The following is a 13,460-nucleotide window of genomic DNA, read 5'->3' as shown; positions in this document are numbered from 1 at the left end:
CCGGTCAAGGCTATGTCGCAAAAACTTAAATCTGATGTAGTCCTATGTAGCCGCTGGCGAAGCCTGCGGCTACAGGGGATCGAGTTTCAGCGCGCCGGCGGATTCTCACCCAATGGCACCACCGCCATGGTCAACCGCGACACACAGCTAGCCTTCCCCTCATCGCTGGTCAAACGGATATCCCAGACATGCGTCGTGCGGCCAATGTGAATCGGCTTGGCCACCGCCGTGACCCGCCCGCTGCGCAAGCCGCGCAAATGGTTGGCGTTGATTTCCAGGCCCACGCAGTAAAACTTGCTGGCGTCGATGCACAGGTAACTGGCCATCGAGCCGACCGTTTCGGCCAGCACCACCGAGGCGCCGCCGTGCAACAAACCGTAAGGCTGGTGAGTACGATGGTCGATGACCATGCTCGCGGTCAGGGACTCGTCGTCGAAGGCTTCGAAGCGAATATCCAGCACGTCGCCGATGGTGTTTTTCTGGATTGCGTTCAACTGTTCAATGTTGGGATTGGTACGCCACAAGCTCATTGCTGACATCCTTTGTTGGTTTTATTCGTCACTCAATCCTGCCACAGCACCGCTTCGCTGCGCTCGCTCCATTCTTCGAAACGGGCACCGTAGGCGGCTTCGATCACGTTGCGCTTGATCTTCAGGGTCGGCGTCAGGAAGCCGTTTTCCACCGCCCAACTGTCCTTGACCACCACCAATCGACGCAAGCGCTCGTGTTTGTCGAGGACGCCGTTGACCTCCTCCAGGAGTTTTTCCAGGCTTGAATGCAGGCCCGCCCTCGCCGTTCCGCTGGCGTCCTGCTGACCGACTGCCGAGAGCACGCATAAACCCAGCGGCGCACTCAGGCCATCACCCACCACGCAAACCTGCTCGATGCGCGAATGCTCCGCCAGACGATTCTCGATCGGCGCCGGGGCGACGTATTTGCCTTTGCTGGTCTTGAATATTTCCTTCAGTCGCCCGGTCAGGCGCAGGTTGCCATCGGCGTCTTGCTCGCCCTTATCGCCAGTGCGCAGGAAGCCGTCCTCGGTGATGGTTTCGGCGGTTTTCACAGGCTCCTTGAAATACCCCAGCATGGTCGCACTGCTGCGCACCATGACCTCGCCCGACTCGGCGATCCGCACCTCGACCTCCGGGCAGGGCTTGCCGATCCAGCCAGGTTTGTTCTGGCCTGGCAGACAAATGTGCGAATAGCCGCAGCTTTCAGTCATGCCGTAGACCTCCAGCACATCCAGCCCCAGTTTGCGGTACCACAGCAGCAACGTCTGCGGCACTGGTGCGGCGCCGGACAAGGCGATGCGCAAGGCATCCAACCCGAGCCCGACAAGCACTTTGTGCCCGACTCGCTTGCCGATGATCGGCAGACCGAGCAGGAAGTCGAGGCGCTTTGCCGGGATCTTGCTGTACACACCCATCTGGAATTTGGTCCAGATCCTTGGCACACCGAACAGCGCGGTCGGACGTGCGCGGCGCAAATCGGTCAGGAAGGTGTCGAGGTTCTCGGCAAAAAACACCGTTTGCCCGGTGTAGATCGACGCCAGCTCGACGAACATCCGCTCGGCGACATGGCACAGCGGCAGGTAGGACAGCAGCCGATCCGACTCATTCAAACCAAACAACTGCGTGCCGCGAGTGGTGGCAAACCCAAGATTGGCGAAGCTGTGCATCACGCCTTTGGGCATGCCGGTGGTGCCGGAGGTGTAAATGATGGTCGCCAACTGGTCGGCGGACGGCTTGGGATCGTCCTGGATCGGTGAGCTCTTTTGCAGGTCGGCCCAGCTGAAATCGAAAGTACCAGGTGGATGCAACGGCAGGCTGATCGTCGGCAGATCGGGGCTGACCCCGCGAGACATGCCTGGCCAGTCATCAAGTTTGCCGATGAACGCCAGCGCCGCTTCGGAATGTTCAAGGACCTGGGCCACCGTTTCGGCGGTGAGGTTCGGGTAGAGCGGCACCGACACATGGCCGGCCATCCAGATCGCCAGGTCGGCGATGATCCAGTGCGCGCAGTTTTTCGAGATCAGGGCGATGTGGCTGCCTTGGGGCAATTCGCGCGCACGCAACCAATGCGCGGCGCAACGGGCCTGATGCCCGACGTCGGCCCAAGTCAGGGTCTCGACCTGTCCGCCGCCCACGGGCTGGACCAGAAAGCGCTGGCGGGGATGACGGGCCTCACGCTCGTAAAAGACGTCCAGCGGCAAACGGAAAGCAGCAGGCATGCGACTCGCTCCTTTGTTTTTGGTCTGGAGCAAGCGTAGTCAACCAAGCAGTTGCTTGGTTAATTATTTGTCGGCAAAAACAAGATCAAAAGATCGCAGCCTTCGGCAGCTCCTACAGGTGTACACACTCCATGTAGGAGCTGCCGAAGGCTGCGATCTTTTGCTTTTAGGGGTGCTTGATGCCCTTGAGCTTCATTGCGCCGGCCAGTGGCAAATCACCTTCAAGTTCTGCAAGGCCGGCGGTGCGGACCGCTTCCGGGTCCTGCACATGTCCATGCTGAAGGTAACCCAGCAAGTTACCCACCAGCGGGTTATGACTGACCAGCAGCGCGTGATCCACAGACACCAACTGTTCCGCCACCGCTTGCGGGCGGTTGTCGGGGGTCAACCAGTCGACGGTGCGAATCTCCGGTGCGAAATTCAGCGCTGTACGCACAATTTCTGCGGTCTCCTGCGCTCGCAGGTAAGGACTGGCATAGATCGCAGTCAGCGGCTTGCCGGCCAACTCGGCGGCAGTGCGCAGCACTTCTTCACGACCATGGGCAGTCAGTGCCCGTTCCGAATCAGGACGCTTGCCGTGTGGCTCGGCTTCACCATGACGCAGTATCCAGAGTTTCATAGCTTTGGCTCCTCATCTCGGGCCGGGTGTGGTGCCGGCGCCACAGCGTGCGGTGCTTCACCTTCCGGTGTACGCGGCGTCGGCCAGTCGGCGAACGGCCACGGTTTCTGGTCGCTGTGAAAGCTGCCGAAACGACCGATCTGCGCCAGGAACTGGCTCAGGCTGTCGCCGAAGTTCATCAGGCTGGCGCTCGGGGCGCCATATATCAAACGATAGATCAACTGCACCAGCACCACGGCGCCAAGGATGAACTGCGCCACTTGCCAGACCAGCACATAGACGATCATCCACAACACGCGCAGCAGGATGGATTCGTACTTGGCTTCTGTTTTCGGATCGTTCATGTCTCGCTCCCTGCCCCTGTCAATTGAGTGCTCAGTTGAAACCGCTGGTGGAAATAAAGTCGACGTCGGTTTTCGGCTCGGCACGCATCAATAGACCGATTACCTGCTCCAGCGTGCGCCCTTCGAACAGAATGGCATGCAGCCCGGCGACCAGCGGCATGTACACGCCCACCTCCTGAGCCTTGGTCTTGAGCACCTTGAGGGTGTTCACCCCTTCGGCGACTTCGCCCAGGCGCGTCACGGCATCTTCCAGGCTCAAGCCCTGGCCGAGGGCGAACCCAACCTGGTAGTTACGGCTTTTTGGCGACGAGCAGGTGACGATCAAATCGCCGACGCCCGCCAAACCGAGGAAGGTCATCGGGTTGGCGCCCTGATTCACCGCAAAGCGAGTCATTTCCGCCAGCGCCCGGGTGATCAACATGCTCTTGGTGTTTTCACCCATGCCCAGCGCCACCGCCATGCCGGCGATGATCGCGTAAACGTTTTTCAGCGCGCCGCCCAACTCCACGCCGAAGCGGTCGGCGCTGGCGTACACGCGAAAGGTCCGGCCATGCAGCGCTTCTTGAACTCGCTGGCACAGCTCTTCATCTTCGCTGGCGACCACCGTGGCGGTCAGCGCGTGTTCGGCGATTTCACGGGCCAGGTTCGGCCCGGACAGCACGCCGATGCGCGCTTGCGGGGCGATCTCTTCGAGGATTTCGCTCATCAGTTTGAAGGTGTGGGCTTCGATGCCTTTGGTCAGGCTCACCAACAATTTGCCGGTCAAACGTTCGGCGTGCGGCATCAATACCGAGCGCAGCGCGCTGGACGGCAGTGCGACGAAGCACAGGTCGCAGGCTTGCAGAGTGGCCAGCAGGTCGGTGACCGCTTCCACGGCCGGCAGAATCTTGATGCCTTTGAGGTAACGCGGGTTCTCGCGATTGACCCGAATGGCCTCGGCCTGCTCGGGGTCACGCATCCACAGCCGGACCTGATGCCCGTTCTCGGCCAGCAGATTAGCCACGGCGGTACCAAAACTTCCGCCTCCCAGGACCGCAATTGGGCGCTGTTCAGTCATATGCAATCCGTTAATCCATACCAGTGGCGATGACGGCATTATACGGAGCGGCCCAGTGGCGGCCAGCCCCCGCATCAATTACCGGCACTTGTAGGAAGAAGACCAAGAAAACCGAGGAAAATGCCCACAACGTGACTGGAAAAGTCATTGCGCTCGGTTAACATGCGCGCCAATTGTTCGCTATCAAGGATGTGTTGTGTCGTTTGGCTCCCCTTCGCCTCGCTCGCCGCTGGTTCTGGCGCTGATTTTCAGCTCGCCATTGCTTGCCGACGACTTGTTCCTCGACAGCGAGCCGCTGCCGCAAGTATTGACCGCGACGCGGCTCAAGCAGTCGCCGGCCGCGGTACCGGGGAGCATGACGGTGATCGACAGCGAACTGATCAACGCCAGTGGCGCCCGGGACATCAGTGAGTTGCTGCGGCTGGTGCCGGGAATGATGGTCGGCAACATCAACGGCAACCAGGCGGCGGTGAACTATCACGGCACCAATGCGACCGAAGCGCGACGCATGCAAGTCTTGATCGACGGCCGTTCGGTGTACCGCGCAGGCCTGTCCACGGTGGACTGGAGTGACATTCCGGTGGCCATGGAGGACATCGAGCGCATCGAAGTTTTTCGCGGCCCGAACACCGTCAGCTATGGCGCCAATGCGCTGATGGCGGTGGTCAACATCATTACGCGCAACCCGGCCGACAGCCACGGCACGCGGATGAAAGTCACCCGTGGGCAGCGCGGCATCGACGACTTTTACGCCAGCCAGGGCGTGGGCTGGGACGGCGGCGACCTGCGCCTGTCACTGTCCGGCCAGCAAGACGACGGCTTCGACTCGGACCGCAATGGCGCCGACTACCGCGACAGCCGCCGCTTGAACCGCTTCAACCTCGCCGTCAGCCAGACGCTCACTGAAAACCAGAGTATCGACTGGCAATTGAATGCCAAGGACGGGAGCAACCAGCGCCCGTATACCTACCGCCCGGTCTTCTCGGGGATTACCGCTGCCGGGAACAATTCCGACGTCATCGCCAAGGATTACGCCGGCTCGCTGCGCTGGAACCTCGACATCAATCCCGATCACAGCCTTTACATCCAAGGCTCGGCGCAACACTGGGATCGTCAGCAGACCTGGCGTGCCTGCGATGCCGAAGTTTCGTTCAGCCCGCAGTTGACCGAGCTCTGGCAACTCAACCCGAATTACACCGAGCGCCTGGCGCGCAACATGGAGCGCTACACCGGCCCCGGCGCGCCCGCAGGTGACCCGGCCCAGCGCGCACTGGCCAATCAGGTGCTGGACCAATGGCGAAACGGCGCCCGGCAAACCCTCTGTGGCGATATTGACCAGAGCACCCGGGAATCGCGCTACGACCTTGAATTGCAAGACACCCTCAGCTTGTCCGATAGTCTGCGGCTGGTCAGCGGCATGAATTATCGTTACGACCGGGCAGATTCCGAGACCTACTTCAATGGCACCCTCGACGACACCACCTGGCGGGCGTTCGGCCAGCTCGAGTGGCGCGCCACCGAACATTGGTTGCTGCAGGGCGGTGCGATGTTCGAAGACACGCAATTGATCGGCAGTTCGCTCACCCCCCGGGTGGCCGTCAACTACCTGATCAACCCGCGCCACGGCCTGCGGGCGGTGTACTCGGAAGCCATCCGCTCGCCGGACATGTTCGAGAACAACGTCAACTGGAGTTACCGGGTCACCAACCTGCGGCCCAGTGCCTATGGCCAGTCCAGTGCCCGTTATTTCGTCAAGACCCGTGGACCCGGCGACCTCGAACAGGAACACATGCGCTCCCGGGAACTGGGCTACAACGGCTACTTTGCCGAAGTGGGACTGGCGGTCGATGTGAAGCTGTTCTACGACGAAATCACCGGGATGATCAGCGAACCGCTGCGCAACAATCAGTACATCGCCAGCAACTCAAACAGCGCGCGCTTCTCCGGGGCAGAAACCCAGCTCGACTGGAGAATCAGCAGCGCCGATCGCCTGCGCCTGACCTATGCCTACGTCGACGCCGAGGCGAGCAACCCGCAGGATGCGCAACAGACTGCCCGAAACAGCGGTTCCGCCGGTTGGTTGCGCAACTGGGGCCATGGCTGGAACAGCGCGCTCTTCTACTATGGTGACGATGCCCTGAACGGCTACCGCTTCGAACGGGTCGACACGCGCATCGCCAAACGCATCGGCCTGGGCAAGGCCAGCCTGGAACTGGCCGGCGTGCTCCAGCAACGCCTCGACAGCCAGCCAACAACCTTCGTCGACAACAACTACGACGAGCGCCGGGTGCTTTACTTCAGCGCAGAGCTGGCGTTCTAAGATGCTGTATAGCCCGTCACGCAAGACGCCAATCCTTGGCCGCCTGCTGGCCGGGTTGTGCCTGGTGTTTGCCGGACTGCTGAGCAGCCTGGCGGCCAGCGCCGCGGACATTTTGCTGACCGGCGCCGAGGACAGCCCGGGCATGCAATCCTTCACCCAGGCCCTGAGCGCGTTGCGGCCTGCCGATAACGTGCACTTCCAGCCACTGGCCAGTCTGCCGGCGCCAGGCAAACTGCCCGCCGGCACCCGTTTGATTCTGCTCGACCTGCCGAGCCTCGACTGGCGCCTGCAAGACACCCAGGGGCCGGCGACGCTGGTGCTGCGCATCAGCCGCCTGCAAGCCCGTCAGCATCTGGGGGCCACCCTGCCCCCGCGCCTCAGCCTGCTCTGGAGCGATCCGCCCCTGGATCGACAATTGCGCCTGACCCGACTGCTGCTGCCGCAGGCCAAACGGGTCGGCGTGCTCTTCGACAGCCACAGCGAATTTCTCTTGAAAGAACTGCATCAGGCCGCCCACTCCCTGGGCCTTGAAGTGGTCACCGAGCGCTGGGAGAACACGAACGACAGCCGGCCTTTGCAGGCGTTGCTGAAAAACAGCGACGTGTTGCTTGGCCTCGACGACCCCGATTTGTACAACCCGAAAACCGCGAAAAACCTGTTGCTCAGCAGCTATGCACGGCAATTGGCGCTGATCGGCCCTAACGCCGGCTTCGTCAGGGCCGGGAGCCTGGCCAGCACCTACAGCGATCAGAGCGATTGGCTGGCGATGCTCGACGAACTGCTCGACCGGCCACCGGCCACATGGCCACGCACGCACTACCCGCAACGCTTCAAAGTCTTAAGCAACCCGCAAGTGGCTCGTTCATTAGGGATTGAACAGATGAACGAAGCGTCTGTCGCAACACAGTTGGCCGAAGGAGAAAATCGCCCATGACCTTCCGTCGCCGTTGGGACATCAACACCCGCACGCAAATCATCAGCCTCGGCCCTGCCCTGTTGCTGACGTTGCTGTTGATCAGCTTCTTCACATTCGTGCGAATCCAGGACCTGCGTCAGGAGCTCAATCACACTGGGCAACTGATCGCCAACCAACTGGCGCCGGCCACCGAATACGGGGTGATCTCGGGCAACAACGAGGTACTCGACAGTTTGCTCAAGGCCACCCTGGCCACGCCCAATGTGCGCTTTCTGGAAGTCCAGGACAGCGCCAACCGGATTCTGGTGTACGTCGAGCAACCATCGGAAACCCACAACCGCTCGCATCAGGTCGAAGTGTTCCAGGCCCCGGTGCGGCTGCAACGAATCCAGTTGCACAATGATTTCCTGCAGGGCAGCCGCGTCGCCAACACAGCGCCCTCCGAGGATTATCTGGGTCGGGTGATCGTCGGCCTGTCCAATGACGCCTTCAGCCAGCGTCAGCAGGAAATTCTGCTCAAGGCCGGGATCCTGGCGCTGTTCGCCCTGCTGTTTACTTTTCTGGTCGCCCGGCGACTGGCCGGCAGCCTGTCGCAACCGATCCGCGACATCGGCAACGCGGTCAAGGCGATTCAGGACGGCGACTACAAAACGCCGCTGCCGATCGTCGACGACACTGAACTGGGCGCACTGTCGCAACACATCAACAACCTCGCCAACGGACTCGAACAAGCCAGTCGCGAACAGCATCAAGCGATGGCGCAGTTGATTCAGACTCGCGAGGAAGCGGAAAAGGCCAACAACGCCAAATCCGATTTCCTCGCGATGATGAGCCACGAACTGCGCACGCCGATGAATGGCGTGCTGGGCATGCTGCAATTGCTGGAAACCACCGAGATGACCGAGGAGCAGGTCGAATACGCGGCGCTCGCTTCGGAGTCCACCGAACACCTGCTCAAAGTCATCAACGACATTCTGGATTTCTCGCGCATCGAGCGATCGGAACTGGAGCTGGAGCACATTCCGTTCAACCTCGCGGACCTGATCGGCAGTTGCGCCCAGTCGTTCTCGCACGGCGCCGTGCAACGCGGGCTCGACCTGGCGCTGTCGATTCCGGACGACATGCGCGCGCTGCAGGTGCAGGGCGACCCGACGCGGATCCGGCAGATCCTGGTCAACCTGATCGGCAATGCGCTGAAATTCACCGAACAAGGCCGCGTCAGCATCGAACCGCAATGGCAGTCGCTGGATCACGAACTGCTGTGGTTCACCTGCACCGTGCGCGACAGCGGGATTGGTATCTCGGCTGAAAGCCTGGAATTGATGTTCAACGCCTTCCAGCAGGCCGACAGTTCTATTTCGAGGCGATACGGTGGCACCGGGCTGGGCCTGCCGATTGCGCGCACGCTGGCTGAACGCATGGGCGGCACGTTGCGCGCCCAGAGCGAGGAAGGTCGCGGCTCGGTGTTCACCCTGGAAATCCCGCTGGCGCTCTATAAACAGACGCTGCCCGTGCTGGCGCCACGCACACCGACCGGCAACGGTGATGGCGAAGGGCGCAACGTGTTGCTGGTGGAAGACAATCCGGTCAATCAGACGGTCATCGAAGCAATGTTGCGCAGTCTGGGCTTTACTGTCAGCGTCGTCACCGATGGCGCGCAGGCAGTGCGCAGTGCGGAGAGTCTGATTTTCGAAGCCATTCTGATGGACTGCCGGCTACCGATCATCGACGGCTACGAGGCTACCCGACAGATTCGCCAATTACCCGGCTGCACAGACTTGCCGATCATCGCGCTGACCGCCAACGCCTTGCAGGGTGACCGCGAAGCCTGTTTATCGGCGGGAATGAACGATTACCTGGCCAAGCCCTTCAAACGCACAGATTTGCAGCAAATTCTGCAGCGCTGGGTGCAGTAGTGCAGGCCTTTCGGCTATCTGCGACTGGCGCGGAAGGCGAAAGTGCGGCAGTCTTAGGCACCCGAACAGGCCCGAAAAGGGGCTTGAATAATAATTTCAGTGCACAAGTGTACATTCATGTCCTTGGTGCTGTGACTTTCACCACAACGCAATAGTCTATGAGTAGGCTGCTGACTCGAGGCATGAACGCTTCGATCGGCCGGGAAGATTTGCCCCACCTGCCGCATGGGATTATTGAGGAGCTCGCATGACCCAACAAAACGCCTTTACTCGGGAAGACCTGCTGCGCTGCAGTCGCGGTGAGCTGTTCGGCCCAGGTAACGCACAACTGCCCGCCCCGAACATGTTGATGGTGGATCGCATCACCCATATCAGCGCCGAGGGTGGCAAGTACGGCAAGGGTGAATTGGTCGCCGAGCTGGATATCACTCCGGACCTGTGGTTCTTCGCCTGCCACTTCGAAGGTGATCCGGTGATGCCAGGCTGCCTGGGCCTCGACGCCATGTGGCAACTGGTCGGCTTCTTCCTCGGCTGGCAAGGTCTGCCGGGCCGCGGTCGCGCCCTGGGTTCGGGCGAAGTGAAATTCTTCGGTCAGGTTCTGCCGACCGCCAAGAAAGTGACCTATAACATTCAGATCAAGCGCGTACTGAAGGGCAAGCTGAACCTGGCCATCGCCGATGGTTCGGTCAGCGTCGACGGCCGCGAGATCTACACCGCCGAAGGCCTTCGGGTCGGCGTTTTCACCTCCACTGACAACTTCTAAGGGTTATCCGCATGCGCCGCGTCGTTATCACTGGTCTGGGCATCGTTTCGTGCCTGGGCAATGACAAAGAGACCGTCTCCGCTAACCTGCGTGCAAGCCGCCCTGGCATCCGGTTCAACCCGGAATATGCCGAAATGGGTCTGCGTAGCCAGGTTTCCGGCTCCATTGACCTTCCCCTCGAAGAGCTGATCGATCGCAAGATCTTTCGCTTCGTCGGCCACGCGGCGGCTTACGCCTACCTGGCCATGAAAGACGCCATCGCCGACTCTGGTCTGACCGATGAGCAAGTCTCCAACCCGCGTACCGGCCTGATTGCCGGTTCCGGTGGCGCCTCCACGCTGAACCAGATGGAAGCGCTGGACATCCTGCGCGAGAAAGGCGTCAAGCGCGTCGGCCCATACCGCGTCACGCGGACCATGAGCAGCACCGTTTCCGCTTGCCTGGCCACGCCGTTCAAGATCAAGGGCCTGAACTACTCCATCGCTTCTGCCTGTGCCACCAGTGCTCACTGCATCGGTACCGCCATGGAACAGATCCAGATGGGCAAGCAGGACATCGTGTTCGCCGGCGGTGGTGAAGAAGAACACTGGAGCCAATCGTTCCTGTTCGACGCCATGGGCGCACTGTCCAGCCAGTACAACGAGACCCCGGAAAAAGCTTCCCGTGCCTACGACGCCAAGCGTGACGGTTTCGTCATCGCCGGCGGTGGCGGCATGGTCGTGGTCGAAGAGCTGGAACACGCTCTGGCCCGCGGCGCGAAGATCTATGCGGAAATCGTTGGCTACGGCGCGACCTCCGACGGCTACGACATGGTCGCCCCAAGCGGCGAAGGCGCCATCCGCTGCATGCAGATGGCCATGTCCACCGTTGACGCTCCAATCGACTACCTGAACACCCATGGCACCTCGACTCCGGTCGGCGACGTCATGGAAATGAAAGGTGTGCGTGAACTGTTCGGCGACAAGGCTCCGGCCATCAGCTCCACCAAGAGCCTGTCAGGTCACTCCCTGGGCGCCGCCGGCGTTCACGAAGCGATCTACTGCATGCTGATGATGGAAGGCAACTTCATGGCGGGTTCCGCCAACATCGACGAACTGGACCCGGAAGTGGCTGACATGCCGATCCTGACCAAGACTCGTGAAAACGCCACCATCAACACCGTGATGAGCAACAGCTTCGGCTTCGGTGGTACCAACGCTACGCTGGTACTGAAGCGCTGGGCCGGTAAGTAATACACCGCCACTACGCTGCACATAAAAACGCCCCGACTGGTTCGGGGCGTTTTTTTGTGCCTGGAAAACGCAAAAACCTGTGGGAGCGAGCTTGCTCGCGATGAGGGAGTGTCAGTCGACATCATTGTTTGTCTGATACACCGCCATCGCGAGCAAGCTCGCTCCCACAGGGGATTTTGGTCACCTTCAAGCCGGGCTTTCTTCAATGCGAACATGAAGCTTTTGTCATGAAACTCAACGCCCTGCGACCGAATGTCGCGTGCTTGGCGGGCTGCAGGACTTTTACCAAACTCGCAAAAGTCCGTTACCAAACTCAGTCGTTTACTTAGCAGGCTAACCAAACATATAACGGAGTCCTGCACACGCCTTGCTGCAGATAACAGAGATTGGAGCTAGCAGATGACTGTAAAAGTAACTGAACGCGACGATTCACATAAGTCCCACGAAGGCGTAGCCGCCGGTATCCGGATCTGGGACGTGCACCAACAAGACATGCTGGTGGGGATGTTCCACTCCGAAACCGATGCCCACAGCTACAAGGCCGAACTGGAAAAACTGGAGCAGCAACGAGAGCTCCAATCCGCATAAGCAATGACAGCATTGAAAACGACAAACCCCGCCATGAGCGGGGTTTGTCGTTGTTGCAGTCTTTAACGGCTTACCACATCAGATCGTCCGGGATCTGATAGGCCGCGTACGGATCGTCTTCGACAGCGACTTCTTCGGTCTTCACATTCAGCTGCACGATGCGCTGTGGATCGCGCTCCTGGATCTTCAGGGCCGCCTCACGCGGGATCACTTCATAACCGCCGGCGTGGTGCACGATGGCCAGCGAACCGCTGCTGAGCTTGTTACGCATCAGCGTGTTGACGGAGATGCGCTTGACCTTCTTGTCGTCGACGAAGTTGTAGTAGTCCTCAGTCGTCAGCTTCGGCAGACGCGAGACTTCGATCAACTGTTTGACCTGAGCAGCGCGAGCCTTGGCCTCGGCCTTCTCCTGTTGCTGTCGGTTCAGCTCCTGATCGCGCTTGACCTTCTCGGCCATGGCTTCCTGAGCCGCCCGCTGCTGCGAGTCATCAAGTTCGATCTGACCTTTGTGGGCCAGACGCTGCTGTTTCTGCTTCTCTTTGCCGACCTGTTTGGCCTGCTTCTGGTTGACCAGCCCTGCTTTGAGCAACTGGTCGCGAAGGGAAATGCTCATGGTGCTTATTACTCACTTAGGCAACTGCTCAACCGCAGCTGGGCAAATTCTTTTCCTGACGTTTGGCTTCGCCCCACAAGGCGTCCAACTCTTCGAGGGTGCAATCTTCTATGGGACGGTGGGTGTCGCGCAATGCCTGTTCGATAAAACGGAAGCGTCTTTCGAACTTGCTGTTGGCGCCACGCAGTGCAGTTTCGGGATCAACCTTGAGATGACGCGCCAGATTGACCACGGAAAACAACAGATCACCGACTTCATCGGCAATCGCTGCCGAGTCATTGTCGGCCATGGCTTCGAGCACTTCATCGAGCTCTTCGCGCACTTTGTCGAGCACCGGCAAGGCGTCAGGCCAGTCGAAACCGACCTGCCCTGCACGCTTCTGCAACTTCGCCGAACGGGACAATGCCGGCAGTGCTGCGGGTACGTCGTCGAGCAAGGACAGCTGTTCGGGCGCCGAAGATTTCTCCGCTCGTTCTTCAGCCTTGATCTCTTCCCAGCGCTGTTTGACCTGTTCTTCACTCAGTCGCGGAACATCCAGTGGCGCGTAAAGATCCCCGGTGGGGAACACGTGAGGATGCCGACGAATCAACTTGCGGGTGATGCTGTCGACCACACCCTCGAATTCGAAGCGCCCTTCTTCCCGTGCCAACTGGCTGTAATAAACCACCTGGAACAGTAAATCCCCCAACTCACCCTGCAAGTGATCGAAGTCACCGCGCTCGATGGCGTCGGCGACTTCGTAGGCTTCTTCCAGCGTGTGGGGGACGATGGTTTCGTAGGTTTGCTTGATGTCCCACGGGCAGCCGAACTGCGGGTCGCGCAGACGGCTCATCAGGTGCAGCAAGTCTTCAAGGCTGTACAT

The 13,460-nt window shown here is 60.2% G+C and carries 13 protein-coding genes; 6 read left to right on the top strand and 7 right to left on the bottom strand.

What is annotated here, in order from left to right; translation table 11 throughout:
- Positions 1-86: 86 nt before the first annotated feature.
- The 5 genes from ACMXYI_RS14295 to ACMXYI_RS14275 form a co-directional block, all read right to left on the bottom strand.
- A complete protein-coding gene (locus tag ACMXYI_RS14295; protein WP_415773672.1) occupies positions 87-530 on the bottom strand; it encodes a hotdog fold thioesterase in 444 nt (147 codons plus the stop codon).
- 32 nt (positions 531-562) lie between these two features.
- The gene (locus ACMXYI_RS14290; protein WP_415773671.1) at positions 563-2,230 is read right to left on the bottom strand and encodes an AMP-binding protein; all 1,668 of its coding nucleotides are present in this window, start codon (positions 2,228-2,230) and stop codon (positions 563-565) included.
- A 166-nt stretch (positions 2,231-2,396) separates the two neighbouring features.
- Positions 2,397-2,849, bottom strand: coding sequence for a phosphohistidine phosphatase SixA (sixA, locus tag ACMXYI_RS14285; RefSeq protein ID WP_129437530.1), 453 nt, complete (start codon positions 2,847-2,849; stop codon positions 2,397-2,399).
- Positions 2,846-3,193 (bottom strand): DUF4389 domain-containing protein, encoded by a 348-nt coding sequence (locus ACMXYI_RS14280; RefSeq protein ID WP_046046475.1) that lies wholly within the window; start codon positions 3,191-3,193, stop codon positions 2,846-2,848. Before ACMXYI_RS14280 ends, sixA begins: the two co-directional genes overlap by 4 nt.
- Before the next feature lie 31 nt (positions 3,194-3,224).
- Positions 3,225-4,250, bottom strand: a complete 1,026-nt coding sequence (locus tag ACMXYI_RS14275; protein ID WP_033056878.1) for an NAD(P)H-dependent glycerol-3-phosphate dehydrogenase — start codon at positions 4,248-4,250, stop codon at positions 3,225-3,227.
- 196 nt (positions 4,251-4,446) lie between these two features.
- Here ACMXYI_RS14275 and ACMXYI_RS14270 point away from each other — a divergent pair, with 196 nt between their 5' ends.
- The 6 genes from ACMXYI_RS14270 to ACMXYI_RS14245 all read left to right on the top strand — a co-directional run bounded on the left by ACMXYI_RS14270 (position 4,447) and on the right by ACMXYI_RS14245 (position 11,985).
- A complete protein-coding gene (locus ACMXYI_RS14270; protein ID WP_415773670.1) occupies positions 4,447-6,570 on the top strand; it encodes a TonB-dependent receptor plug domain-containing protein in 2,124 nt (707 codons plus the stop codon).
- Between the two features lies 1 nt (position 6,571).
- On the top strand, positions 6,572-7,504 hold the full coding sequence (locus ACMXYI_RS14265; protein ID WP_415773669.1) for an ABC transporter substrate-binding protein: 933 nt from the start codon (positions 6,572-6,574) through the stop codon (positions 7,502-7,504).
- Positions 7,501-9,402 carry an ATP-binding protein gene (locus ACMXYI_RS14260; protein WP_415773668.1) on the top strand — a complete coding sequence of 634 codons (1,902 nt, stop codon included), beginning with the start codon at positions 7,501-7,503 and terminating at the stop codon, positions 9,400-9,402. The genes ACMXYI_RS14265 and ACMXYI_RS14260 overlap by 4 nt, the downstream gene beginning before the upstream one ends.
- 247 nt (positions 9,403-9,649) lie before the next feature.
- Positions 9,650-10,165 carry a 3-hydroxyacyl-[acyl-carrier-protein] dehydratase FabA gene (gene fabA, locus ACMXYI_RS14255; RefSeq protein WP_008148022.1) on the top strand — a complete coding sequence of 172 codons (516 nt, stop codon included), beginning with the start codon at positions 9,650-9,652 and terminating at the stop codon, positions 10,163-10,165.
- A gap of 11 nt (positions 10,166-10,176) precedes the next feature.
- Positions 10,177-11,397: a beta-ketoacyl-ACP synthase I gene (fabB, locus tag ACMXYI_RS14250; protein ID WP_415773667.1), complete on the top strand. Its 1,221-nt coding sequence runs from the start codon at positions 10,177-10,179 to the stop codon at positions 11,395-11,397.
- Between the two features lie 399 nt (positions 11,398-11,796).
- Positions 11,797-11,985: a hypothetical protein gene (locus ACMXYI_RS14245; protein WP_095132420.1), complete on the top strand. Its 189-nt coding sequence runs from the start codon at positions 11,797-11,799 to the stop codon at positions 11,983-11,985.
- A 70-nt stretch (positions 11,986-12,055) separates the two neighbouring features.
- Here the strand turns inward: ACMXYI_RS14245 and ACMXYI_RS14240 are convergent, their stop codons facing one another.
- Both ACMXYI_RS14240 and mazG read right to left on the bottom strand, forming a co-directional pair.
- Positions 12,056-12,598: a DUF2058 domain-containing protein gene (locus ACMXYI_RS14240; protein WP_033056870.1), complete on the bottom strand. Its 543-nt coding sequence runs from the start codon at positions 12,596-12,598 to the stop codon at positions 12,056-12,058.
- Between the two features lie 28 nt (positions 12,599-12,626).
- Positions 12,627-13,460 carry a nucleoside triphosphate pyrophosphohydrolase gene (mazG, locus tag ACMXYI_RS14235; protein ID WP_415773900.1) on the bottom strand — a complete coding sequence of 278 codons (834 nt, stop codon included), beginning with the start codon at positions 13,458-13,460 and terminating at the stop codon, positions 12,627-12,629.

The sequence above is a fragment of the Pseudomonas lyxosi genome, assembly GCF_047758685.1.
GTDB lineage: Bacteria > Pseudomonadota > Gammaproteobacteria > Pseudomonadales > Pseudomonadaceae > Aquipseudomonas > Aquipseudomonas lyxosi.
Note: the sequence above shows the minus strand (reverse complement) of the source record. Positions and strands in the feature narration are given on the sequence as shown.